The sequence below is a fragment of the Kitasatospora sp. NBC_01250 genome (assembly GCF_036226465.1).
Taxonomy (GTDB): Bacteria; Actinomycetota; Actinomycetes; order Streptomycetales; family Streptomycetaceae; genus Kitasatospora.
This window is the reverse complement of sequence record NZ_CP108476.1, coordinates 1-25,018: the sequence shown is the minus strand read 5'-3', so window position 1 is coordinate 25,018 and position 25,018 is coordinate 1. Positions and strand designations below refer to the sequence as shown.

At 69.8% G+C, this 25,018-nt stretch carries 21 protein-coding genes; 12 read left to right on the top strand and 9 right to left on the bottom strand.

The annotated features are described in order from the left end of the window. Positions 1–387: 387 nt before the first annotated feature. The 4 genes from OG500_RS00105 to OG500_RS00090 all read right to left on the bottom strand — a co-directional run bounded on the left by OG500_RS00105 (position 388) and on the right by OG500_RS00090 (position 5,722). Positions 388–1,479 carry an AAA family ATPase gene (locus tag OG500_RS00105; RefSeq protein WP_329574987.1) on the bottom strand — a complete coding sequence of 364 codons (1,092 nt, stop codon included), beginning with the start codon at positions 1,477–1,479 and terminating at the stop codon, positions 388–390. Continuing rightward, positions 1,476–3,884, bottom strand: coding sequence for a Mu transposase C-terminal domain-containing protein (locus tag OG500_RS00100; protein ID WP_329574983.1), 2,409 nt, complete (start codon positions 3,882–3,884; stop codon positions 1,476–1,478). The genes OG500_RS00105 and OG500_RS00100 overlap by 4 nt, the downstream gene beginning before the upstream one ends. Beyond that, the gene (locus OG500_RS00095; protein ID WP_329574980.1) at positions 3,881–4,582 is read right to left on the bottom strand and encodes a TnsA-like heteromeric transposase endonuclease subunit; all 702 of its coding nucleotides are present in this window, start codon (positions 4,580–4,582) and stop codon (positions 3,881–3,883) included. The genes OG500_RS00100 and OG500_RS00095 overlap by 4 nt, the downstream gene beginning before the upstream one ends. A 135-nt stretch (positions 4,583–4,717) precedes the next feature. Next, entirely contained in the window at positions 4,718–5,722 is a 1,005-nt protein-coding gene (locus OG500_RS00090; RefSeq protein WP_329574974.1) for a TniQ family protein, read from the bottom strand. 558 nt (positions 5,723–6,280) lie between these two features. On the opposite strand from OG500_RS00090, the gene OG500_RS00085 reads away from it, so the two are divergent. Then, on the top strand, positions 6,281–8,617 hold the full coding sequence (locus OG500_RS00085) for a DEAD/DEAH box helicase (RefSeq protein WP_329574972.1): 2,337 nt from the start codon (positions 6,281–6,283) through the stop codon (positions 8,615–8,617). A 491-nt stretch (positions 8,618–9,108) separates the two neighbouring features. On the opposite strand, the gene OG500_RS00080 is transcribed toward OG500_RS00085, so the two are convergent. Next, positions 9,109–9,396 carry a hypothetical protein gene (locus tag OG500_RS00080; RefSeq protein ID WP_329574970.1) on the bottom strand — a complete coding sequence of 96 codons (288 nt, stop codon included), beginning with the start codon at positions 9,394–9,396 and terminating at the stop codon, positions 9,109–9,111. Between the two features lie 52 nt (positions 9,397–9,448). On the opposite strand from OG500_RS00080, the gene OG500_RS00075 reads away from it, so the two are divergent. Beyond that, the gene (locus OG500_RS00075; RefSeq protein WP_329574968.1) at positions 9,449–10,501 is read left to right on the top strand and encodes a nucleotide kinase domain-containing protein; all 1,053 of its coding nucleotides are present in this window, start codon (positions 9,449–9,451) and stop codon (positions 10,499–10,501) included. Positions 10,502–10,527: 26 nt separating this feature from the next. On the opposite strand, the gene OG500_RS00070 is transcribed toward OG500_RS00075, so the two are convergent. The 4 genes from OG500_RS00070 to OG500_RS00055 all read right to left on the bottom strand — a co-directional run bounded on the left by OG500_RS00070 (position 10,528) and on the right by OG500_RS00055 (position 13,002). After that, a complete protein-coding gene (locus tag OG500_RS00070; protein ID WP_329574965.1) occupies positions 10,528–11,316 on the bottom strand; it encodes a thymidylate synthase in 789 nt (262 codons plus the stop codon). 38 nt (positions 11,317–11,354) lie between these two features. Then, positions 11,355–12,113: an ImmA/IrrE family metallo-endopeptidase gene (locus OG500_RS00065; protein ID WP_329574964.1), complete on the bottom strand. Its 759-nt coding sequence runs from the start codon at positions 12,111–12,113 to the stop codon at positions 11,355–11,357. A gap of 158 nt (positions 12,114–12,271) precedes the next feature. Continuing rightward, on the bottom strand, positions 12,272–12,688 hold the full coding sequence (locus OG500_RS00060) for a helix-turn-helix domain-containing protein (RefSeq protein ID WP_329574962.1): 417 nt from the start codon (positions 12,686–12,688) through the stop codon (positions 12,272–12,274). After that, the gene (locus tag OG500_RS00055) at positions 12,685–13,002 is read right to left on the bottom strand and encodes an acyl carrier protein (RefSeq protein WP_329574959.1); all 318 of its coding nucleotides are present in this window, start codon (positions 13,000–13,002) and stop codon (positions 12,685–12,687) included. Before OG500_RS00055 ends, OG500_RS00060 begins: the two co-directional genes overlap by 4 nt. A 68-nt stretch (positions 13,003–13,070) precedes the next feature. Between OG500_RS00055 and OG500_RS00050 the strand changes: the two genes are divergently transcribed. From OG500_RS00050 to OG500_RS00005, 10 genes are all read left to right on the top strand, one after another. Further along, positions 13,071–13,949 (top strand): nucleoside triphosphate pyrophosphohydrolase family protein, encoded by an 879-nt coding sequence (locus OG500_RS00050; protein ID WP_329574956.1) that lies wholly within the window; start codon positions 13,071–13,073, stop codon positions 13,947–13,949. A 131-nt stretch (positions 13,950–14,080) separates the two neighbouring features. Next, on the top strand, positions 14,081–14,704 hold the full coding sequence (locus OG500_RS00045; RefSeq protein WP_329574953.1) for a DNA-binding protein: 624 nt from the start codon (positions 14,081–14,083) through the stop codon (positions 14,702–14,704). A 7-nt stretch (positions 14,705–14,711) separates the two neighbouring features. Next, positions 14,712–17,027: a hypothetical protein gene (locus OG500_RS00040; protein ID WP_329574950.1), complete on the top strand. Its 2,316-nt coding sequence runs from the start codon at positions 14,712–14,714 to the stop codon at positions 17,025–17,027. Then, positions 17,024–17,731, top strand: a complete 708-nt coding sequence (locus OG500_RS00035; RefSeq protein WP_329574946.1) for a helix-turn-helix domain containing protein — start codon at positions 17,024–17,026, stop codon at positions 17,729–17,731. Before OG500_RS00040 ends, OG500_RS00035 begins: the two co-directional genes overlap by 4 nt. 88 nt (positions 17,732–17,819) lie before the next feature. Then, complete coding sequence (locus OG500_RS00030; protein WP_329574944.1) at positions 17,820–18,380, top strand: hypothetical protein; 561 nt, start codon at positions 17,820–17,822, stop codon at positions 18,378–18,380. Positions 18,381–18,535: 155 nt separating this feature from the next. Beyond that, positions 18,536–20,890, top strand: a complete 2,355-nt coding sequence (locus OG500_RS00025; RefSeq protein ID WP_329574941.1) for a DEAD/DEAH box helicase — start codon at positions 18,536–18,538, stop codon at positions 20,888–20,890. A gap of 86 nt (positions 20,891–20,976) precedes the next feature. Then, complete coding sequence (locus OG500_RS00020) at positions 20,977–21,156, top strand: hypothetical protein (RefSeq protein ID WP_329574937.1); 180 nt, start codon at positions 20,977–20,979, stop codon at positions 21,154–21,156. Positions 21,157–21,230: 74 nt separating this feature from the next. Beyond that, entirely contained in the window at positions 21,231–22,442 is a 1,212-nt protein-coding gene (locus OG500_RS00015; RefSeq protein ID WP_329574934.1) for an ABC-three component system protein, read from the top strand. After that, on the top strand, positions 22,439–22,930 hold the full coding sequence (locus OG500_RS00010; RefSeq protein ID WP_329574932.1) for a three component ABC system middle component: 492 nt from the start codon (positions 22,439–22,441) through the stop codon (positions 22,928–22,930). The genes OG500_RS00015 and OG500_RS00010 overlap by 4 nt, the downstream gene beginning before the upstream one ends. Then, complete coding sequence (locus tag OG500_RS00005; protein ID WP_329574929.1) at positions 22,927–24,876, top strand: DUF3732 domain-containing protein; 1,950 nt, start codon at positions 22,927–22,929, stop codon at positions 24,874–24,876. Before OG500_RS00010 ends, OG500_RS00005 begins: the two co-directional genes overlap by 4 nt. The last annotated feature ends 142 nt before the right edge of the window (positions 24,877–25,018 follow it).

Genomic DNA, 25,018 nt, shown 5'->3' with positions numbered 1-25,018 from the left:
CATGTGCCCAGGGCTTGCTCAACCAGTGCCACCGCGCTCTGTCGGGTGGGGCGCGGCTTCGGGGCCGCGCTGGCGACAGCGAAGGGAGGAAAGACACTCCCGGGTGCTCATGCGGAACGTATGGAGAAGGCCCCGGGGATGACTGTTTCCGCCTCCGGCGGCCTGCCCATGTTCACGGGCAGGACAGACCCTCCGGGCCGGCGTGTGGGCGGCCAGCATGCGAGCGGGCTGCGATGTCCGCTTCTACGACCCGCAGTGAATGCTGCCGCTGCTTCCTTCCGTTGAAGCTCTGGGGGTGAGTGGACTGTGCGCTGCGGACACGGTCCGCTGTCCGACGGCGCTTCGGCGACCGGACAGCGGTCGGGTGGGTGGGGCCAGGCGGGGGAGCTACCCGGCCGGGTCGTTGCGGCCGGCGCGGATCGTGTCGAGGAGTTCCTTGGTGATGGCCTCGCAGGTTGGGTCGTCCATGGCGGCTTGGGCTGCCTGGCAGATGAGGAAGGTGAGGGTTTCCATGTAGCCGCCGGTGCGCTTGTGGAGGTAGAGAGCCATCTCCTTGGTGGTGAGCGTGCCCGGCTTGTGCCGGTACAGGCGCAGGTCCCCCTCGATGCGCTGCAGGACGTTGATCCAGTCGCTTCCCTCGCTCTTGCCGAGGGAGACCGGGCCCACCCAGAGCACGGGGATGTCGCTGTCGAAGGAGGCACGTTGGTGCGGCATCCGGCTGCGGTACTTCTGGTAGGCCGAGCGGACGGTCTCCTGGGCGCTGACACCGCAGAAGACGAAGGTGGCCGGAACGTGTTCTTGCAGGGTGAAGAAGTACTGGAAAGCGATGTGGCGCTCGGCTTCGGTGAGCCGGTGGATGCTGTCGATGAGGATCAGCTCGGTCTGGGCCGCTTCCATGACGCGGGTGATCGGCCCCGTCATGTCGAAGCTGCGGTCCTCGCGAGCACCGCCCTGAGCACTGGTGCGGGCGGGCTGGACCAGGTGGTTGAGACCGAGGAAGTCGGCGAACGGCAGTGACCAGTGCAGGTTGCTGTCGCGTTCGAGGGGGACGTCGATGTAGACGACCGGGATGCGCTCGGGGTCGACGCCGTGGGCTTCCTCGACTTGCCCTTGGTGGGCCCGGCCGATGAGGCGCAGCAGCGTGGTCTTGCCGGTGCCGCGGTCCCCGTCGATGGCGATGTTCACCCGGCGGCCTCTGCGTGAGCGGTTGGCCCGCAGGATCCGCCGGGCGTCGACCAGGCCCCGCCACAGGTCGTCGGTGTCCACGGGCAGCATCTCGCCGTGGTGGAGCATCCGCGGGTCGTTGTCGCGGACGGGTGTGCCGAGCGGAGCGCAGTCCTGCAGGTCGGGCGCGGCCAGGATGTGGTGGGCGAACTCGTTCCAGCCTTCCTTGGTGGTGAGCCGGGCGGGCCGGTAGGCGCCGGTGACCGCGATGCCGTGGGGGAGCGGAGTGGACCGGATCAGGTCCAGGCGGTTCATGCGGGCTCCTTCGACGGGTCATCAGGGAGAGGATTGCCAGTGGCCGGCCGGCTCTCGGCCCGGGGCAGAGCGGTGAGGTTTCGGAACAGGTCCGCGGCGCTGGCGGCCAGTCGAGGCCGGGAAACTCTGGCCCGTTTGTCGGGGGAGCCGAGTCCAGGGGTTTCGTCGTCCGGGGTGTCCGCGGCTGCGGCGGGTGCGGGCGTTTGCCCGGAGGCGGGTGCGGCGGCCGTGGAGACCGTCGGCGGCGTCGCGGGCGACCACTGGCCGGGGAACAGGTTCTTCACCGACGCGTCCAGCACGCGTGCGGCTGCCACGGTCTCCGGAGTGGGGAGTGTGATGCCCTCGTAGGGGTCGACCTCAGGCACTCGCACCGGCAGGTCGGGACCGGTGAACGGGGCAGCGGGCCGTGGGCGTCGCCCTGTCCTGTCCAGGGCGGGCTGGTCCTTGGGGCCGCGGCGGGCGCGCTCGCGCAGTTCCCGCACCGCCTGGGCGATGGCCTGCTGCTGCTCCTTGGTGCTGCCCCGGGCCAGGTGGTGGGCGGTTGCGACCTCCCACTCATACTGGGTCCACTCGTCGCCGATCTGCTTCTGGTGGATGAACTCGGCCTCGGCCCACTGCCCGTCCCGGTGGTCGTACAGCCACACGTACCGCGGCACGTAGGGGTGATGGCGGATCTCCCAGCGGTGTCCCTGCCCGGCGATGCCGGTGTGCAGCCGTGCGTAGGCCTGCAGGGCATCGCTGTTGTAGGTGCGGTTGTTGATGGTGACGCCCTTCTCGGTGATCACCCGGCGCTCGCACAGCAGCAGCTTGCGGTTCTGCTCTGCGCTCAGCGGCAGCGGCACCTGTCCCTCGCAGGCCACCAGCACCGAATACATCTGGTTCGGGGTCAGCTTCATGCCCGGCAGCAGGGGGCTGCGGAGCCCGTCGTGCGGGGTCTGCTGCCAGCGCAGGGCGATCCACTCGTCCAGCAGGTCCTGCAACTCGTTGATGCTCCACAGTGGCTGCTGCGCGACCAGCTTGCCGCGCTTGGCCAGGCTGGAGCCGGTGTAGCCGGACACGTACTGGCAGAACATCTTCTTGATCGCCGAGAACGTCGACTCGATGACCGCCTTGTCGGTGGGGGTGCGCTCCCGCGCGGGCCTGACCGAGATCTGCAGAGAGGTGCACACGTCCACGAAGTGCTCGCTGCGGTAGATCGACCCGTGGTCGACGACGACCATCTTGGGGCGGATCACCGGGCGAGCGGCCGCGCCGGTCATCCGCGGATCGCAGGCCACCAGGTCCGCGTAGGGCAGGTCGGACCGCTCGGCCAGGGCCAGGGGCGACCAGCCGGCCCGGCCTGGCATCGGGGCAAGGGCCTGCGCGAGCAGGAGCGTCGCGTCGAACGTCCGGGTGGCGCGCCCGCCGAGCCTGCGGCCGCGCGGCCCCCGGCCCGGGCTCTTGGGCACGATCATCGCGCCGATGATGCTGCGGGTGGCTACGTCGATGGCGCAGGTCAGCTCCGCGCTCACGGTGAATCCGTCGTCGCCGACCGCCAGGATGTCCAGGCCGGTGGAGTCGATCTGCACCTGCTCGCCCAGCATCGTCGCCGTGGTCGGTGTGAACGGCGACGCGGGGGAGTTCTCCTGGTCGAGTCGGTTCTGTACCGGGGCCTGCAGATAGGCGGCGGAGATCCCCAGACGCTTGATCAGCCGGTAGAACGTCGCCGGTGAGATTGCCAACTTCTTGTACTCGGAAGGGTGTTCTGCGTGGAGAGCGGTCAGCAGCCGCTCGTAGACCCGGTTCGCCCATCCCGAGGACTCGCCGACCGCGAGCTTGACTTCGCGCAGCAGCAGCTGGATCACCCGCTCGTCGGTGCGGACCTGCCCGATGGCGAGCCGCGCGAGCCCGGCCACGCCTTGGTCCTGGTAGGCCAGGAACTTGCGCCGGATGGTGCTGTTCGACACGCCGCGCCAGCCCAGTGCCGTCAGCTCCGCCGCTTTGGCGGCGAACCGCTCCCGCTGCGACCTCGTCGTCTCGTAGGCGGAGCGCGGCTTCGTGCCTGCTGCTGAGTCGGGCGGGACTCCGTCGCGCAGCTCGACCAGATGCCACTCCCACGCGCGGATCCGCTCGCGCCTGCCCTGATCAAGCACGTCGAGGATGTCCACGTCCGGGACCTGCTGCAGCGGCCTGGGCGCGCTGACCGCGTCGAGGACCGCGAAGTCCGCAGCACCGGTCAGCACCTGGAGGAGCACGGCGGCCGACCTGCAGGGCTCCTGTTTGCACAGCAACTGCACGCTGGGGCCCCGGACACCGGCGACCACGTACTCCTCGCCGTCGAACCGGACCCGCTGGCCGGGCTCGAGAGCGCACACGGCCGCCGAGCTCTCGGCAAGTGGCGGTGTGCTGTCCTGGGTGACGGTCACGTGTCCTCCGTACTGGTCCACACGGTCGATGTCGGCAGTAGCGGCCGGCTCCAGTCGGTCATCAGGTCACCGGTCCAGAGCAGGTGGTAGGCACGGGAGTTGCTGCCCGGCAGTAGGCCTGCGGCTGCCACGCCGTCCTGGAGTGGGCGCGGCACGCTGAAGGTCTTCCGTAGTGCAGTCCGTACCTGGGGGTCGTCGAACTCGGGGAACCTGAACGCTGCGGCGCGTTCCAGGCTGGCGATCCGGATCCCGTCAGGCGGCCCGAGCTCGCGCAGGGCCCACCCCGCGGCTTCGGCAGCCACGTGTAGCGCCTCGCGTTCGTGTCGGCCCCGGGTCCCGGGCCGTGGCGGGTGGACGACCGCCAGGCGCTGCCCGGCGCAGGTGCGGGCGAAGAACACCGGTGCCACCGTGCCCCGTTGGTCCTCATGCTGCCATCGCAGCCGCACCCGGGACGCGGCGAAACCCGCAACCGACGGATCGAAGTCGAGGAACACGGCGCCGCGGCGCTCCACCTCCGTACCGCACTCCACGAGAGCGCCGGTGGTGGATGCCCACCACCCCGTCGCGATGCCCTGCCGCCCCGGATAGGTCGCAGGGATCGACGACGGCGCCTCCTCCAGCACCTCCCCGCGCAGGACTCGCGGATCAACCCACGACGCCCCGTCCTCGCCGGAGCTCACCGAGGCCCAGACATCCACCCTGCACTCCTCTCCGCCGGCTCTGCGCCGGAGCCCGGCGCATCAGCCTTGAGTACTGCCGACTCCGGCTGCTGGTACCCATGGCCGACGACCGCATCGGGCTGCTGGCCCGCTTTCTGTGCACTGCGGCTCCCTTCACAGGAAGGGCCGGTCGAATGGGCTGGCCGCCGGGCCGGAGGGCAGGCAGCTGAGCTGCTGCGCCGAATCCAGCGGTGCGATCCGTGTGTGCGGTGAGACCAGCACGGCCCGCCCCAACTCACCTCTGCGCCTCGGCTCCGGGCCCGGCACCGGCTTGTGGCACTCCATCCACCGCCTCAGCACTCCCCGGTACCTGGGGCCCAACTCCTGCGAACTGCGCGCGAACCAGCCCTCGTAGGAGTCCGCCGTCAGCTCCCGGCCGAGCCGGCGACGCTCGACCCGAGCCAAGAGGCGGGCGATGCGCACGGTGTGCGGGTAGAACAACAAGGAGGCAGCACGGGCCTCCCCGAGACGGTCGGCCATCACCCGGAGCCTGTCCGGCGCGCTCGGGTCGGCTCTGCTCATCGTGCGCGCGTCGGCGAACAGCGCGCGTGCGGTGCGGCCCAGGCGCCGCTCCATGGCCACCCGCTGGCGTTCCGCCGCCAGGATCTGCGGCCAGTCAGCCACATTGATCCAAGGGGTCTGCGGATCACGGGAGTTGTCCGACCATCGTGCGTGCCGGGCGCACAGGTGCCAGGGGTCCGCCACCATCATCCAGGTCGGCTCGCCGATGCCGCGGCGGGCCGCGCACAATGCGCAGGCCCGCACGAGATAGCCGTCCCGCACTGCCCACGGGAACGACCAAGCGGGAGTTCCGTCACCTTCGTCGAGCAGGTATGCCGCGTCCAGGCTCGCGAGCGCCCGCCGCATCACCTCCAGCGGACGGCCGGCCAGGGCGGCCAAGCGCTCGGCGGCAGGACGGTTGAGGTAGAGCTCGGTCAGGTGCGGCGCGACAGCCCTCGTGCTGCCCTGCCCGACCTCGTCCAGCAACTGCTGGACCTCAAGCCCGTTTCGGCCGGCGAGGCGGGTCACATAGGAACCGGTCGACTCGCCCGCCATGAACCGGACGTGCAATGGCAGCTCGCGCACCCGTACCCGATCCAAGCCCGCCACCGAATCCATGACCCTCCCTCGCCTCTGCGGCCATGGCTACCACACCGAGCGGCACGAGGAGCGGGAATAAGGAAAAGAATCCGGCAAAGCGTGCCAATTCTTGACAGCGATCTGCCGAATATGAGAATGGTCGCCCTGGTGGCCGAATGGGAGAAGCGTTTCCTCGCGTCCGAAGGGCCGCCGCCGCAGAGGGCGGCTGAAGCGGTCGGCCACCGCACTGCGGGGCGTGGGACACGTCACCTTCGGCCACCTGGCGGGGCGACTCCTGCCCTACCTGCTGAAACCCGGCTGAGGATACTGGCTCGGTGAGCCGACGAGGCAGCTCCTCGGCGCCCGCGGCTCAGCCGATTCACGCGGAACAGCGGCCTCAAGGCGAACCGAACGAATCAGAATGACATTTACGGTCCTGAAGGCGCCACCCCGGCAGTCAAATCGACGAGAATTCCGAAGCCTGCTTGACAAGGAACACCGGAAAGACGATCGAATTGGTGTCCGGAGCGGGGCACGAGCCATGCAGGCACGGCGATCGCCCCGCCGATCCAGCTGCCGGTCGCCGAGGACGCCCACGTGCCCCACCAGCCCATCCGACTACGCCCGCACCAACAACGCGCCGTCAGCGCCATCACCGCAGGCCTCCAACGTCACCCACGAGTGACCGTGGTCGCGGCCTGCGGCACCGGCAAGACCATCATCGCCCGGGTCAGCGCCGACACCTACACCTCCCACGGCAACATCCTCGTGCTCGCCCCCAGCCAGGATCTGGTGGCGCAGACAGCACGCGAGTGGGACCGCGGCCATCCGGACGAGAAGCACATCGCGGTCTGCGCCCTGCCCCCGTCCGGCCGAGGCGCCCTGTGCATCCCCTTCACCACCAGCCCGGCCGAACTCGCCCGCCACGTCGCCGACCACAGCGGCCCCACCATCGTCTTCTCCACCTACCAGTCCCTGCCCGCGATCGTCGAGGCCCACCGCCGCCACGGCCTGCCGGAGTGGGCCCTCGCCGTCGCCGACGAGGCCCACCACACCACCGGCAGCCTCGACAAGAGCTGGGGCGACATCCACGACGATGCCCAGATCCCCGCGCAGCGCCGCCTCTACATGACGGCGACGCCACGCCGCTGGAGCCACCCGAAGTCCAGAAAACCCGGCGCGTACAAGCAACCACTGGCATCGATGGACAACCCCGCAGTGTTCGGACCCGTCGTCTTCCGCCTCGAACTGGCCGAAGCCATCGCCCAGGGCATCCTCGCCGACTACCGCGTCGTCGTCCCCGTCATCAGCGCGGAGGACCTGCACGACATCCTCACCACGGCCGAGGCAACCCCTCACCTGGACGGACTGCGCCTGGCAGCCATGCAAGTGGGACTGCTGCGCGCCATACAGGACTACCGCCTCAGCCGCGTCCTGACGTTCCACCGCCTGATCGCGGCCGCTCGCACCTTCGCCCGGACCCTGCCACGCACCGCCACGGCTTTCACCCAGGGCGGCCAGCCGATGCAACTGTGGGCCGCCGCTGTCGACAGCCGCCAGCCCCGCTCCGAGCGCAACACCAAACTCTGGCGCTTCGCGGGAAGTTCCTGGCAGAGCCGCACCGCCCTCCTGCCCGGACAGACCCACACGCACATTCTCAGCAGCGTCAGATGCCTGGGCGAAGGCGTCGACATGCCCGAAGCCGACGCGGTGCTGTTCGCCGACCCCAAACGCAGCGTCGTCGACATCATCCAGACCCTCGGCCGCGCCCTGCGCCAGCCGCCAGGCAGCGGCAAGATCGCCACACTGATCATCCCCGTGTACATCCGCCCGGGACAAACCACCCGCGAGGCCATGGAGTCCTCCGACTTCCGCGACCTGTGGGCCATCCTGGACGGGCTGCGCACCGCCGACAGCAAGTTCTACACCCGCCTGCGCCGCGGCTCCGGCCGCCGCTCCGAGGACCCGGTCCTGACCGAGCCCGAGCGCCCCGACGAGATCGCCGGCGTACTCTCCCTACGAGCCCACCAATTCCAGGGCGACGGCTGGAACAGCGGCTACGAGGCTGCCATGCGCTTCTACGAGGAGCACGGCCATCTCGAAGTCCCCACCGACCACCGGGACTCCGCCGGCGTCCACCTCGGCTCCTGGATCGGCGAGCAGCGCAACCGCTATGCCGAGGGCACCCTCGACCCCGACCAGGCCTTCGCCCTGTACGCGCTGCGCATCTCCTGGCCTCACCCACCCGGCAGCTTTGAGCACTACCTCGCCGTGGCCCGCGACTTCGCGACCGCCCACCACACCCTCGCAGTCCACGCCGGTACCCCCGACGTGGACGCCGGCCTGGCCCAGTGGCTCGATCAGATGCGAGCCATGACCCGCGAGGACGAGCTGCCCCCCGAACGCCTCGAGGCGCTGAACTCCATCGACCCTTGCTGGAACCCGGCCTGGAGCGTCGACTGGCAGTACAACTGCGCCCGGCTGCGGCGCTGCCTCGCCACCGGCGACTGGCGGCCCACGTACCAGGTCGCTGCCGAGACGGACCTCTCACTGGAGGCGTGGCTGGACCACCAGATCGATCAAAAGCCCGTCCTGGAGCCGGGGCAGCTCGCCCAACTCACCCTCCTGGCACGCCAGTACCCGGACCTTCACCCCCATGCCCTGCTGCTGTTGTGGCAGACCAGCGGCCCGGCGATGACCTTCGCGCGCGGACTGCGCGCCGCGCGCAGGTTCCTCCGACGTGAAGGCCACCTCCAGGTTCCCGACGGACATGTCGAGGCCGTCGACACCGACCACGTCAGGCTGGACACCTGGATCGACCAGCGCCGGTACGACGCCGCCCAGCTCACCCCACAACAGGCCGCAGCACTCGACGCGCTCGGCCTGCCAGTTGCGCCTCGGTTCCTGGAACCGGAGCTCCCCGAAGTCGCCTGACGGTGTGGGTGTTCGTGTGCGCCATCGGTCGGGGTCTGGCTCACCGTCTGACAGCGGCCGCCCTCGCAACTCACCAGCTTCGCAGCTGCGCAGTCTTGGGATCCCGCAATCTCAACGTCCCGCTCGTACCGGCGGGCGGTGCCACCGAGGGATGCCAGAGTCAGTAGCTCCAGTCCACCGACAACTCGTGCTGCCGTCGACCAGTTCATGGACCGCCAGGATGATGGCGGGAACGTCCTCATCGCGCGCGGGCCGACGCCCTGGGAACCTTGGGCAACTTCCGCACCTACGCGCAGATCACCGCACACATTTGACACGGTGCTGACCGACCGGCTCGCCTGCTCCGGCGGCGCCATGCTCGCCAGGGCATAAAGAGCGCTGGCGCCCGGGGTGCAGCGACTGAAGTCCGCCGGCCATCAAAGCGAACCCTGGAGGCCCGTGCCCGTGCCGTGCGCTGACAGTGGTCGTGCGGAGGCCGGCCCGTGCTGCCGTCAGCGCCGGGTTCGTGGAGGGCCGGGAGTGCGGACGGCGGGGAGGTCGTCACGGTGGGAGTCACCGGTGAGCGCGTCGGTGCGCAAGAGACGGTATGCCCGCAGGATTGCGGCCAGGTGCTGGGGGTCGGTGCCGGCTGCGGTGACGAGGGCGGCGAGGATCTGCGAGCGGGATGTGTTCTCGCCTGCGGCGGTGGCAGAGCGGACGAGGATGTCGAGTCTGCGGTCGACGTCCTCGGGCCAGGTGATCAGCGTGTTGCGGCGGGCCTGCTGCCACAGCAGTTCCACGGGTACCCCACTCCCTGTGACAGGTTACCTACGGTCAATATATATTCACCCTATGGTGATGATGCTGCAAGGTCCTGAGGGTGTGCGCGGGGCGCACCCGGGGCCTGGGACGGTGCGGGTGGCGGGCCGTGTGCTGCGCCCGACGGCGGTTTTCGACACCTACTGGCGTTTTGCCGCGGCGCGGCAGGAGGTGTACCTGGGGCGGCTCGAGGGGCGCGGTGCGCCGTGGACGCAGGATCCGATCCTGGCGCAGCACCGGTTCACCAACTGTTTCCGAGCGGCGGACCGGGTCAGCCAGGCGTTGATTGCGGAGGTTTCCTACCGCGGATCCCAGGCGTGGGAGGAGGTGTTCTTCCGTACCCTGCTGTTCAAGATCTTCAATAAGGTGTCGACCTGGAGGCTGCTGACGCGGTCGCTGGGGGAGGTGCGGTGGGACGCCTACGACTACGGCCTCTACGACAAGGTGCTGTCGGAGCGCTTCGACCGTGGCGAGCGGCTGTACTCGGCGGCGTATATCGTGCCGCCCCCTCAGCTGGGGGAGGGGCGCAAGCACCGCAACCATCTGCGGTTGCTGGAGTTGATGATGAGCAGGTCGGCTCCGGAGCGTGTGCTGGCCGCGCCGACGATGCGTGACGCATACGAGGTGCTGCTCGGCTTCCCCGCGATCGGCCCCTTCCTGGCGTACCAGTACTTGATCGACCTGAACTACGCGGAGCAGATGCCGTTCTCGGAGATGGACTTCGTGGTGCCGGGGCCTGGGGCGCGGGACGGGATCCGCAAGTGCTTCGGACGGTCTGCGGACGGCATCGAGTCCGAGGTCATCCGGTACATGGCCCGGAGCCAGGACGAGCATTTCGCCCGTCTGGGCCTGGTGTTCGGCGGTTTGAAGGGCCGGCCGTTGCAACTGATCGACTGCCAGAACCTCTTCTGCGAGGTGGACAAGTACGCCCGGGTGGCCCATCCGGAAGTCCAGGGGATCAGCGGGCGCAGCCGGATCAAGCAGGTCTACCGCAGCGACGCAGCACCGATGACGGCATGGTTCCCGCCCAAGTGGGGGCTGAACGGGACCGTGCCGCCGCCGGCCGGTCCGCTTGCGCCGCGCTGAGGGACATTCCAGGGGCCTGGGGGCGTCTATGCGGTGATCAGCGGCTGCGCACCCGTCAGGAGAGGCCTGATCTGGGTGATGGGACCGTCGAGCTGGGCGTAGCCGGCGATGACCGTGAGGACGCCGGGCCGCAGGCCCGCCTGCCGGGCGACGTACTGGGTGAGCCTGCCGAGACCCAGGTAGTTGCCGTAGGCGCGTTCGAACATGAAGTGACTGCGGTAGAAGGCGGCGCAGTGCAGGACGCCGTTCCGGTCGAGCTGGAACGAGCAGTGGCTCAGGCAGGGGAAGCCGCGTAGGGAGTTGTCGTGGTCGGGGGCGTGCACGAGTGCGCCGGTGGTGACGGTGTCGTCGGGGTGGGCGATGTCGGTCTCGTAGGCTGCGGTCATGGCACCCGCCTTGGAGCTCTGCTGAGTGAGCCGGTCGATCACTTTCCCGATCTGGTCGATGCGGCTGCCCTTGGCGCCCGGGTAGTCGACCAGGCGGCCGAAGTAGGTGCCGCGATTGTTGCCTGGGAACCGCCGGGCCGCTTCGTACAGCTTCCGGTAGCGGCTGGCCAGTTCGTCGTGGCTCTTGCAGCGGTCGGCCAGTGCGGCGGGGAAGATGGTGCTCGCCACCGTCTCAGTGGGGTGATGGCCTTTGCCGAGGCGGACGCGGTCGAGGTCTTCGCGGAACCGCAGGTCGTCCTTGGTGGCGTCGCTGATCCTCACCACCGTGTGGTAGCCGGTGCGTGCCGTGTTGTCTTTGCGGTCAAGTGCCCTGCACGCCGCGATCCAGGCGCTCGTGACATCGGGCTCTTCCACGGTGAACGTGTGCATGGTGCTCCTTACGGGTCTGGTGCCGGGAGCGGTGCAGGTTAGGTCGGCCAGATGTCGTCCGACCCGGTGCGCGGGGACTGGCGGGTGACGGCCAGGCCGAAGGGGTCGTCACTGTCGGCGATGTTGACGGTCACCGTTGCCGAACCGTCGAGGTCCTCCGTCACCTGAAGGGTCTGCCACTTGTGGGGGAGGCCTTTGCCCTGGCCGTCTCCCGGTGCACCACCGGTCCAGAGGGCCAGCCCGGGCGGGGGCGGATCGAAGTGGGCGCCGGGCATCAGCAGCACCAGGAGGTCGCCTGTGTCTGCGTAGACCCGGCGACCGTGGCAGGGGGTGCCGACGGCGTGGACGTGGGAACCAGAGGGCACGTTCCGCCCGCCGCACAGCGAGCTCTTCAGAGCTGAGGGCGCTATCCCGTGCCAGCGGTCGGCCTGTTCGTGTGTGAGCAGGCGAAGCCGGGCCAGGTGCCGCACCGTCCCCGCGTACGACGTCCCGAGCGCCCGGGCGACCAGATAGACATGCTCCGGTCGGCTCGGGCCGGCACCGCCCGCGACCTGCTTCACCGCCCGCAGCACCGCCGGGCGAGGCATCAGGAACCACGCCGCGAAGGCCTCGGCGACCTTCTCGTGATCGGGCCAGCTCCGGTCTCCCCAGCGAGCGGACGGGTCCAGGTTGTCGTCCGCCGCGCTGCGGTGCCCGAGCCGGTGATGCCCCAGCTCGTGCGCTGCGGTATGCCGCTGTGTGATCACATCCAGGTCCGCGTTCAGCAGGACTGCCGGCCCGTCGTCGTCCTCGTCCATGTAGAGACCGAAGAGCCTGGGCATCGGCTGCGCCATCCCGATCAGGCCGGCGGTCCGCAGCGCGGCATGGACGTGAACGTAGTCCTCCCGGTCCACTGCAAGGTCACGGTGGGCCTGCGTGGCCGCGATGCTCGCGATCCGGTGTGCGACGTCCCAGTTCACTGCGGCGGCTGCCCCGGCTCCGGGGATGCGGCCTCGGCGTTCTCCGCGTCCGCAGCGCGGCGGAACCGGAGGTACTCGGCGAAGTCGAGAACCGCCTGCTTGTCGCCGTTGGTGAGTCCGGACAGGGCACGGGGAAGGCCGGCGAGGACGTGCTCGCCGATGTCGGCGTCGTCCTCTTCCGCGAGGAAGTAGGAGACCGGCCGCCGGTACAGGCGCGCGAGCTTCTTGAGTTCCAGGCTGTCGACCCGGCGTCCGCCGCGCTCGATGTCGCTGATGGCGGAGCGGGGGATGCCGGTGCTGTCGGAGACGAACTGCTGGGACATGCCCAGGTAGTCGCGGGTGCTCTTGAGCCGCTCGCCGAGCCTTTCCAGCTCCGGGTCGCGGGAGCGGAGCTCCGATGACGGTGGAGTCATGACTGCTGCCTTTCGATGATGGCTTCCAGTACTGCGTCGGCGAAGGCATGGACCGACCGGGTCGCCCGGGCGGCTTCGGCGTCGGCCGGGATGCCGATGCCGTAGTGCCCTTCGACACGGGTGAGGATTTCGACGATCAGGATGGAGTCCACCGGGAGGTCCGTGCCGGCCTTCTCCAGCTCGGCCCGGACCTCCTCTGCATCCTGCTGCTCCAGTTCCGCGAGGAACTCGATGATCACGGTGACGATGTCGTCGACCGTGGGCCGGTTCGTGTCCAGCGCTCTTCCCCAATCGTCTGAATTCCCGACGCCCATGTCCTATTCTACGACAGTGTCGGGGATTCCGACAGGCCTGTCACAAGATCAGACAGAAGGAGAGAGGCGTGGACTTCCAGCGCTACCAGCAAGCCGCCGTCAAGACCCTCCAAGCCGCGACGCCCGGAACGGACCCGGTCCTGATCCCGCTGCTCGGCCTTGTCGGCGAAGTCGGCTCCTTCGCCACCGTCTACAAGAAGCGCCTGCGCGACGGCACCGCCTTCGAGCCGGGCAAGCAGCAACTCCGCGAAGAACTCGGCGATGTCCTCTGGTACATCGCAACCCTCGCCCACCGATTCGACCTCTCACTGGAGGACATCGCCGCAGCCAGCCTGGAGAAGACCAAGGACCGTTGGCGCCCCACCCCTGCCGGTGAGCGGACCGCCTTCGACGACGGCTACCCCGACCACGAGCAGCTCCCCCGCAAGACCACCCTCACCTTCACCCCCACCCCTAACGCCGACGGCCGCACCGTCATCGTCCTCACCCGCGCCGACGGCACCCCTGCAGGCGACCCGCTCACCAGCGCCTCCCGCATCGAGGACGACTACCGATTCCACGACGCCTTCCACCTCGCGCACGCAGCCGTCCTTGGCTGGTCCCCTGTCACCCGATTTCTCCTCGGCTGCAAGCGCCGAAGCCGCCCCGAAACCGACGAGGCCGAAGACGGCGGCCGCGCCATCGCCATCGAAGAAGGAATCTCGGCCCTCGTCTTCTCTTACGCCGCCCGGCACGGCTATTTCAAAGACGTCCAGCACGTCGATCAGGAACTGCTCACCACCATCAGCCAGATGACCGCTCACCTCGAAGCCGGCGCCTGCCGGGCTGCGGACTGGGAGCGCGCCATCCTCACCGGCTATGCAGCCTGGGCGAAGCTCCGGGCGCAGGGTGGCGGGACTGTCGAACTGAACCTGGACCAGCAGAGCCTGATCGTGCTGGAGAGCTGAGCCAGCCCGGCGTCCGACCTGCTGTCGCTGTGAGGCGGCTTCAGCGCCAGCAGCGTCGGCCGGGAGGCGTAGAGTCGAGTGCCATAGCGTTTTAAGTTAGATGGAGAGGCGTGGAGGTTGTGGGTGTGTTCGTGACGACGGGTCAGGCCGGGGCGGCGTTGGGGTGTTCGATCCCGACGGTGAAGAAGTTGCTGGCCACCGGCGTGGTCCCGGGCGTGCGAGAGACTGGCCGGCAGGTGTTCCCGCTCGCTGCCCTCCAGCAGCTGCAAGCCCGGTCTGCCGCCGACCTGACCGCGTTTGGCACGGCCGAGGTGGCGGTGCTGCGCTCGGACGCCCCCGCCAGGGTGGACGAGGTGGACCGGGAGTGGATCGGCTTCGGCACCGGCCTGGACCAGGTGCAGCTGCTGGCCGCGCTGTCGGGCTGGTGGCGGTGCGACCCGGCCCGGGTCGCGGCCGGCGACGTGCTGCCGGTGACGGTGGCCGGGTTCGTGGTCGCGGTGCTGACCGGCCTGGCCGAGTGGGAGGCCGACGGCACCATCGGCACCGCGGCCCGCTTCCGCTTCCCGAAGGCGCGCCTGGCCGGCTACCTGACCGACCTCGCCGCTCCCGCGAACGCAGCCGACCCGGCCGACCCCGAGGACGCCCGTTTGGCGGGCCTGCTGCTCGGCAAGCGCCTGCCGTCGGTCTCGGGCGGCCCGATCGCCTACGTCCCCACCCGCCCGACCACCGACCAGCCCGCCACCGAGGGGGAGTGACCCGCTGATGGACCGTAAGACGTACACCGCCGAGCTCGCCGGTCTGCGCGAGCTGCGCACCGAGATCACGGTCGCCGAGAAGACGGTCGCGGCTGCGCAGAAGGAGTTGGACAAGCTCACCGCCCAGCGTGCGCGACGGGTTGCCGGCCTGGCGGGGTACGAGGGCGCCGGGGCGTCGGCCATCGCGAAGGCCTCCGGGTTGTCGGTGGGTGACGTGGTGCGGATCGCGCCGCTGCTGGACCCGACCCCGGCCGCCGTCCGCGCCGCCAAGACCGACGACCAGGCCGCCGCCGTCGCTGCGCCCGCCCCGGCGTCCGTGGCCGAGCCGGTCGCCGGGCCCGCCGTCGCGGTCGCCCCGGCGCTGACCCGCCCGGCCCCCGTACTCGAGCAGCCGGCTCCGGCCGCCCCGGTGACCGAGGCGCCGACCGAGGTTGAGGACCAGGCCGGCGCCGAGCAGTCCGCCGTGCTGCAGGCAGGGTCGGCCACATCGGCCCCCGGGGAGACAGAACCCGGCGTACAAGCCGCCTCGGACCGCACCACTGCGTCGATCCCGGGCGCTACTGGGCAGCATGCGGTCACTCCGGTCGCGGCCGCGCCGCGTCCGGTGGTCGAGGCCGGGCCGCGTGAGCTGCCCACCCTCTCCGAAGGCCCGGCCGGTGCCCGGTTCGAGGCCGTGGCGACCGGTCTGGTGTCCAAGCGCCCCAACTTCACGCAGCAGGCCCGCGCCACGGTGTTCCTGGACGCGGCGGCCGGGACGCTCGCGGTGCGCGACCAGGTCATCCGGGTGGACCTCGGCGCTCGCACCCCGGGCGAGATCCTGGACGCGGTCCTGCACGCCGCGCCGGGTACGGAGCGGGTCTACATCACGGCCGGCGCCCCCTGGCACGACGGCGCCGAGCGCTACTCCACGCTCAAGGACGCGGTCGCCGCCTGGCTGAACACGCAGTCCGAGCGGTGGACCACCGCCGTCGGCTCCGGCCGGGACAAGCTGGCCGGACACTTCGTCCACCAGCGCCAGCCGGTCGGCCGCTACGCCCCCGCCGCCGCCCCGGACAGCGGCAGCACCGAGATCCGGTCGATGGGGGAGTGGTTCGACCCGGACGGCGCGGACGTGGTGACGTGCCGTCAGGCGCTCACGCTGCTGTGGCAGGCGCTGCGCCGGCACTGGGACGACGCGGTGCTGATGGGCTCGCCGTCGCAGACGGGCCGGGACCTGTGGTCACGTACGATCCCGACCACGGGCAAGTGGGCGGGTGGCTATCCGGTGCTGTCCGAGGAGCTGCGGGGGCTGCTGCACGCGACCGGCGGCCAGGGCCGTACCGAGCTGATCCTGCCCCCGCGCGTGCCGGAGCAGCTGCCCGCGCTGGTCGAGTACGACCGCACCTTCGCCTACGCCAAGCACCTCTGGAAGTCCCCGGTCGGCACCCCGCGCCGGATCACCGCGGCCGGGTTCGCCGCGATGACCGAGCAGGAGCAGGTCAAGGCGCTGATGTCTTGCTCGCACTGGAACGTCAAGGTGACGGTCCCTCAGGGCTGGGACCACGTCGGCCTGCTGCCCGCCCCGGTGACCGGGGACCGCGCCTGGGTCTACCCCTCGGAGCCGGGCACCACCTTCACCACCTGGGCGGGCGGCGCGGAGGTTCACCTCGCCCTGTCGAACCACCTGATGCCGTGGAAGGTCGAGATCCTGGGCGGCCTGCTGTTCGAGGACGGCAAGCCGCTGGACGAGTGGGGCAAGCGCCTCAAGTCGGCGTGGGCGGACCTCACGAACCTGTCGAAGCTGCACGGCGACGAGCGGCAGCGGCAGGCGGCCTACCTCGCCTCCCGGGCGGTGCGTTCGGTGCTGCTGTTCGGCCTGGGCGGCTTCGCGCAGCGCCCGCGCCTGGTCTCCGGCACCACCCCGGTCGGCGAGGCGCTCCCCGCCGGGGTGGAGATCCTCGGCCAGGACAGCGAGGTGGTGACCTGGCAGCGGCAGGCCGGCTTCTCCCGCGACCCGTACGCGCACCCCGAGTGGGCGGCCTACGTGTGGTCGGGGGCGCGGGCGGCGCTGCTGGACATGCGGTACCGCCAGGGCAAGGAGGTCATCGGCTACGCCGGGGCACTGCACGCCAAGCCTGGCACGGTCGTCTACTTCGGCACGGACGGCATCGCCCTGACGGAGCGCCAGCCGTGGCCGTACCGAGGGGAGCCGGGCGACTACCTCCTCAAGGGCCACCTGACAGGCCCGGTGGAGCACCCGGTCAGCCAGGAGCAGTACCTCAAGCTGCGTGGCCTGGGCCGCGCCGAACTCGCCGCCGCCGTTGAGAAGGGAGCTGACCAGTGAGCCCGGCCGATCCGAACAACCCCAACGAGGCCGCGAGGCTGACGCAGGAGCTGATCGACCAGGGTTACACCAAGCGCCAGGTCGCCAAGATGCTCGGCCGCGACGCCTCCCTGGTCTCCCAGTTCTTCACCAAGGGCAAGGGCGCGAGCATGGTCAACGCGCTGCGCCAGCTGGTCCGTGCGGTGCGCGGTGGCGAGCGCGACGAGGAGGCCCTGTCCGGGATCGCCGAGGCCAACACCGCCCGGCGCCGCACCAAGACCGGGCAGAAGGTGCGGGTGCGGGGCAAGGACACGGTCGGCGAGGCGGGCGGGTCGATGGCCGGCCGCGCGGGAAAGCAGGCCATCAAGTCCGGCGCCTCCCACCTCGCCCCGGTGGTGCACGAGACCGGCCAGGCCGGCGGCCGCCTCGCCTTCACCGTCCGGATGAAGGCCGATCAGTACGTCTACAGCGCCGGGTCGGAGAAGGACTCTGGCGGTATCCGGCGTGGGTTCATCCCGCGCGCGGACGGCACGGAGGAGCGCACTTACGGCTCCGCCTCGACCGGCGGATTCGAAGCCGCCGAGTGGTCCCAGCGGGTCGCGGACCACCACGGCGACGTGACCGAGGCTATGCGGGAGTGGCTGGTGGAGACCGGCCGCGCGGTCGAGGACGCCGACATTGCCTACCTGGAGGTGAGGGGTTGGATCCCCGAGGACCAGCAGTAGGTCTGGTCGGCTGTGACTGAGCGTTTCAGTCGGCCGGTGAGAAGTTGAACTGGCCAGTTGAGCAAACGGCCCGCAGAGAGGACGGCGTGTGAAGACGCTGGTCGAAGAGGACGTCGTGGAGGAACTTCAGACCGGGGGAGACGAGGCGGTCCGCCTGTATGTCGCGGCCTGCGCCGAGCGGATGGCTCCGCTGTTCCTCGGTCTGCGCACGGGTGAGGCGGGCCGGGAAGCCGACGTGGAGCTCTTTACGGAGTCCGTGCTCGACCTCTGGGGGACTGACCGGCCGCTGTCCGACGCCGCCGACCGGGCACGCCTGCTGGAGGGGTTCCCCGAGCTGCAGCTCACCGAGGACGGCATCACCGACATCGTCGGCACCTACACGTTCTTCGCGTGCCTGGTCCTGCGGTACGCCCTGCTGGCCAACGGCTCCGGGAGCGCCGACCATGCGCTGTCGTGCGGCCACGCGGCGCTCACCGCGATGGGCATGCTGGACCAGAACATCGCGGGTGCCGGGTTTAGAGCCGAGGAGCAGCGACTTCAGAGCCTCTCGGCGTCCGGCAATGCCGCGGGTGTGCGGGACGCGAGCGTGAGAGCCGGCCGGGAGTGCCTTCGGGCGGTGGTGAGCCGCATGGGGAGACAAGCCCGCTGAAACGGCTGCTCAACTGGCCATCTGAAGTGCTCAGTCACAGGTCGGCCTCTTCCCATCCATGACCTGGTCCCGGGGAGAGGCCGCCCGCCCCGACCCTCCCACAGCCCCGCCCGCACCGGCCCCGCCGTCTCAGCCTGCGAAGGAGAAGCACCGTCGTGGAGACCACCACCGTCACTGAGGCCGGCGTGCCGGTCGCGTTCCGCGCCGGAGCCGCTCAGCCGGTCCCGGCGCAGCCGTCCGGCACTACCGCGGTGAACCCGCTGCCGCTGCACTGGTTCCAGAAGGACGCGGTGGCGGCCGCGGTGCGCGAGGTGAAGGACGGCGGCCGCGCAACCGTCGTCGCGGCGACCGGATCCGGCAAGACCCTCATCGCGGCCGGCTGCGCCCGACGTCTGGCCGCTCGGGGCCGGGTGCTGGTGCTGGTGCCGACGATCGAGCTGCTGGAGCAGACCGCCGAGGCCTGGTCGCTGCGCGGCGGGCGTCGGGGCCTGGCGGTCGCGGCGTGCTCGCGGGAGGAGGCGCTGGAGAGCGCGGAAGCCGGCGGCCGGATCCACGCCAAGGTGACCACGCAGGCCGTCCGGATCACCGACCTCGTCAACGGCGCCCCGGACGACCAGCCGGTCACCGTCTACGCCACCTACGCCTCGCTGGAGCGCATCGTCCAGGCCCACCAGGGCTGGGGTTTGGCCCGGTGGGACCTCGTGATCATCGACGAGGCCCACCGTACGGCGGGCGCCGAGGGGAAGGCGTGGGCGGCGGTCCACGACGACGCCAAGGTCCCGGCGAAGCGCCGGTTGTACTTCACCGCGACCCCGCGGATCGCGGACGACCGGCGGGCGAAGGACGGCCTGGCCGACCTCGCCGACGCCGATGGCCAGGCGCTGCCCGTCCTCTGCTCCATGGACGACGAGACGATCTACGGCAAGACCTGTTTCAGCTGGACCCTCAGCCAGGGCATCGAGCACGGCTACCTCGCCGACTACCGGGTGCTCGTGCCGGTGGTGACGGACGAGGACCTGCGCGAGCTGCTGAACCTGCCGGCCGTCGCCGACCTGCGCTCCCAGCGCAGCAACGAGGAACTCCTGCGCCTGGCCCTGCAGATCGCGGTCCTGCGCGCGATCGCCGACCTCGACCTGCGCCGCGTCATCACCTTCCACTCCCGGGTCACGGCAGCCCGCGAGTTCGCGAGCACCCTGCTGGGGGCCTCCGAGTTGCTGCCCGACGCGGAGCGCCCGGAGCGGCTGACCGCCCTCGCGGTGGCCGGCACCGACCGGCTCAAGGACCGCCGGGCCGCGTTCGCCACCTTCAAGGCCTCCACCGGCGACGACGGCGAGGAGTGCTGCATCATCTGCAACGCTCGCCTCCTGTCAGAAGGAATCGACGTCCGAGCCGTGGATGCGGTGTGCTTCGCGGACCCGAAGTCGAGCGTGATCGACATCGTCCAGGCCGTCGGGAGGGCGCTGCGCCAGTCCTACCAGCAGGGCAAGGTGTCCTGGGTCATCATCCCGGTGTACCTGCCGACGCCGGAGGTCGGCGACGACACGGCGGCCGCCGACCCGGCCGAGGTCCACGACGCCGCAGAGGCCGTGAAGGCCGAGGCCGACGCCGAGATCGAGGCCAGCAGCTTCCGGACGATCTGGCGGGTCCTGCGCGCCCTGGCCGCGCACGACGCCCGGGTGGTCGGCCGGATCACCGAACTGCGCGCCAGCCGCTCCCAGGGCACCGCCCACACCACGGCGGCCAAGCCGGCCGAGAGCGAGGCCGGCGAGCCCGGCGGCGAGGGGGAGCAGCCGCCAGCTCCGGTGGAGTCGCCGATCGAGTGGCTGCGGATCAACGCCCGCCAGCACGCCGCCCGGATCCTCCAGACCGTCAAGCTGCGCGCGTTCAACCCGCGCGCGGTCGAGTGGCAGCGCATGCACGCCGTCGCCGCCATCTTCCACCTCCAGCACGGCCACCTCGACCCCACCGACAAGACCAAGCACGCCGAGCTGATCTCCTGGCTCACCCGCCAACGCCACCTCCACGGCCAGGGCCTGCTCGACGCCGCCCGGATCAGCGAGCTGGACGCCCTCGGCATGATCTGGTCGAAGAACGCCAACGCCTGGGAACGCGGGGCCGCCTACGCCGCCGCGTTCCACCACCAGCACGGCCACCTGGCGATCCCGGCGACCGCGAAGCTGGACGACTACGCGGTGGGCGCGTGGATGCGCCGCCAGCGCAAGGCCGACAACCTCACCACCGACCAGGTCGCGAAGCTCGACGCCCTGGACGAGCTGTGGCGCCTGGAGCCGGACTGGAACCGCTCCTACCGCCGCCTGCTCGCCTACCTCGCCGCCGGCGGCACCCTGGACGGCCCGGTGAACCGCACCGGCCTCGGCGACGACACCGCGTTCCGCCCCGGCACGTGGCTGCGCAAGCAGGACAAGGCCCGCACCGAAGGCAAGCTGACCGACCACCAGGCCGCGCTCCTGGACGCGCTCACCCGGCACGCCGAGACCGTCACCGGCTGACCCTTCCCGCAAGATCCCGCCGTCCCGGCCCACCCAGGCCGGGACGGCCGTCGCACCTCGTTCCCGACTTCCGGAGGCACCGCGCGATGACCGACACCACCCGCCCCGACCCCGCCGCCGCCCCCGATCGGCTGGAGCTGGCCCTGTACAGCAGCCGGCCCGCGCCCGCCGACCGAGACCTGGGCCGTCCGATCCTCGACTCGCCGCCGATGCGCGGCTCGATTGGCGGCGAGTCGTTGGAGGTGATCACGAAGAGCTTGTCCTGAGGGTGACGGGAGATGTGCCTCCTGTGAAAAGATCGTCGCCACCCGAAGTAGACGCTGCTGAACACGGGGGTCACATGGCAGACAAGACGGCGCCCTTCGAGGCATCGGCCTCCGCAGTCGGCTATGTCTACCAGCTGCGCAAGGCGCTCCATGCCTGCCTCGAACGTCATGTCCGAGGACTTGAGTGGGGGATCGCGATCGAAGCCGGCGACGATGTCGAGGAGGTCACCGAAGGCGGCCGGGTCTATTACCAGCTCAAACACCGCGCCCCGGGCACCAAGATGTCGGACGCCAGCACGGACCTGTGGAAGACGCTGCGGATCTGGGCATATGCGGTCACCACCGAGCTTGTGGAACTGGAGGAGACTGACCTGCTGCTGCTGACGACTGCCGAGCTGTCGCCCGGCTCCGCTGGCTTCATGCTGCAGCCTGCAGCCTCAGGAGTCAGGAACGAGGAGCAGGCCCTGCAGGCGCTGGAGGCGGCCAGGAAGACCTCCATCAGTAAGGACAACAAGAAGGCGTACGAGGAGTTCGACAAGCTCGGCGCCGAGCAGCGGCGCGCCATGCTCGCCCGGGTGCAGGTCATCGGCAATGCCCCCGACGTGGACGCCATGGAGGCCCTGCTTCTGGAGAGGGTCGTGCCGGCGGTCGGCCACCGCTACGCCGGGCCGTTCCTGGAACGCCTGGAGGGTTGGTTCTACCAGCGCACCATTCGGCAACTGCGCACCGAGGACATGGACGCGGTCACTGGCGAGGAGTTCGACCAGGTCTTCACCGATTTGCGTGACCAGTTCCGCCCAGGAAACCTTCCGATCGACGAGGACATCGCCACCCTCGAACCGGACCCCTCCGAGTACACGGACATGACCTTCGTCCGCCAGCTGGGGCTGATCAACGCAGGCGGCGCCCAGGTCAGGATCGCGGTGCGCGACTACATCCGCGCCTTCACCCAACGCTCCCGCTGGTCCCACGACAACCTGCTGCTCACCGGGGAGATCGGCCGCTACGAGCGCCGACTCGTCGAGGAATGGGAGGACCTGTTCGCTGACATGGAGGGCAACCTCGGCCCCAATGCGGCGGAGACCGAGAAGGTGGCCGCGGCCAAGGAGGTCTACCGGTGGGTGACGAAGGAAGCACGACGTCCCATCCGCCCCGACTGCGACGAGCCGTTCGTCTCCAAGGGCTCCTTCCACATCCTCGCCGATGACCTGCGCATCGGCTGGCACATCGACTTCCTCGCCCGGCTCATTGCCGTACTGGAGCCGGCGGCGGTGTCGCACAGATGACGGACTTCGCAGAGTTCAGCCGCGAGGAGCGGGCCCTGTACAACCCGGCGTTCACCGCAGTGCTCACCGCCCGGGCGGTTCAGGGCCACCAAGTGCAGTACGGCAGGTCATGCCCGCCCGCAGTGGCCGTGTTGTCCTCGGTCATGGCGCTTCAGCCCTCCATCCGCCAGCTTCTACCGAAGACCATCGGGAGCGGCCTGACCCGCTGGTTGGAGGAGAACAAGTCCGTCAAGGCGGCCATGGCCCAGAACGCCACCGCGCTCGCCGCAGTGGTCCGGCCCGGTCTCCTGCTGGCGCTGCAGAACCGCCTTCTGGAATACGGAGACGACGGGCATCTCAGCGTGCGCCCCAAGGCGCTGCCCACGGCGCCCACCGGCAGCACGCCGGAGGTCGTCGCCATCCAGAAGGCATCCCACATGCTGGGCCGCTGGCTACCCAGCACCGGCAGCTTCAGCACCGTCATGACCCTGCTAGGAGTCCGGCCGTGACCTTCCAGATCAGTGCCATCTCGATCTATAACAACGACGGCCACATCCGCACCGTCCCCCTTGAGACCGGCAAGCTCAACATCATCACCGGCGACTCAAGGCGAGGTAAGAGCGCCCTGCTCAATATCGTCGACTACTGCCTTGCCAGCACCGACTACGTCATCAAGGGCGCGGCGCTGCGCAACTTCGTCCACGTCTTTGCCGTCACCCTGGTCAAGGACCGGCAGCAGTTGTTTGTCGCCCGCCCCGCCCCCACCGGGAAGGCCGCCACGACGGCCAACCTCTGCGTGACTGTCCAGGCTCTCGGCGATCAGCCCCTTCCGTACGCGCAGATCAAGTTCTCCACTCCGCTTGATATCGCCAAGGGCCTGCTGTCAGAGTTCGCCGGCATCGACCGCGCCACCCGGATCCCCGCCGTACGCAGCAGCAGCCCGATCCCACCCTCCATCCGCCACGCCCTCTTCTTCTGCCTGCAAAAGCAGAACGAGATCGCCAACCCCGACCTGCTCTTCCACTCTCAAGGCCAGGACTTCCGCCCTGCCACTATCCGGGCGATGATCCCTTATTTCCTCGGCGCCATGGACCCCGCGCAGGCCCTGCGCGAGCACCGACTGCGGCTGCTGCGCCGGGAACTGGCCGACATGGAGACTCAGCTCGCCGCGGTCCACAGCCTGTCAGTCGCTTCCGGTCAGGCGCTGGCCCTGTTGACCGAAGCCGTTGAGGCCGGCCTGCTGGAACCAGTGCCCACGGAGCAGATGACAACTGAGACTGCCCTCGACCATCTACGCCGTGCTGCGGACGTCACCGCACCTGGTCACCTTCCAGAGACAGGAGACGATCCGGTCGCCGTGCTGATAGAGGGGCGCCGTGCGCTTCGCGCACAGTTCACCCGGACCCGTGCCGGGATCACCAACCTCAAGCGGGCCGTCCAGGAGAACGACGACTTCCTGGGCCAAGCCACCGAGCAGCACGCCCGCCTTGCCACCCTCGGCCTGCTCGGCCCTGCTGGCGATGGCCAGAGGCGGTGCCCAGTGTGCGACAACCCCACCCCCCACATCGGTCAAGCCGTTGAGGTCATGACCAGCGACCTCGCACGCCTGGATGCCGAGATGACCGTCATCGGCAATGACACCCCCGAGATCAACGCCCTCATCGCAGCCGAAGAACGCACCCTGCAGGAGCTCCGCGAGGCCCTGGCTCGCAATCAGGACCATCTGGACACCCTCACCGCCGGCCAGCGCGTCGTCCAAGACCACCCGGAGACCTCCCGGCGCGCGGCCATCGTCCAAGGCCGCATCAGCCTCTTCCTGGAGACTGCGGCCCGCCACATCCACGTTCCCCAGATCGTCGACCGCCGCGACGAGCTCACCGAAAAGATTGCCGAACTCGAAGACGAGATCGGCGTGGGTGCACGCGACGACCGGCTCAGCAGCTACATCTCCCTGATCAACCAAAAGATCAAGGACAAGGCAGTAGCACTGGAACTGGAGCACAGTGAGTCGCCCATCCGTCTGGACCCGCGTGCACTGACTGTGGTGGCCGACACCCGCCGCGGGCCGGAACGCCTGTCCGACATGGGCGGTGGTGAGAACTGGATGGGCTACCACGTTGCCACGCTGCTCAGCCTGCACGAGTGGTTCTGCGAGCAGGACAACCCAGTGCCCCGCTTCCTCATCCTCGATCAGCCTTCCCAGGTGTACTTCCCTGAAGACGCCACCGACGACAGCGTCCTCGTGGGACAGGACCGTGCCTCGCTGCTGAACTTCTACCAGACCGTCCAACGGACCATCGACGCCCTCGACGGGGCCCTCCAGGTCATCGTGATGGAGCATGCCGACCTCGACGACGAGCCGTTCCGCAGCGCGGTCCGGGACCGGTGGCGGCGCAGCAACGGCAAGGCACTCGTACCCGATGCCTGGATCACAGAAGAGATCCCAGACCGATGATCCAACGGCTCCGGGCACACCTGGTCGTGCCGGACAACCGCGTCGCCCGCGAAGCAGCCGCCGTGCTGGACGTGCAAGGGGCTGCCGGGCGGGCTCTACGACTCCGAGGGTGAGCTGCATGTCGAGGCGGAGCCGCAGTACC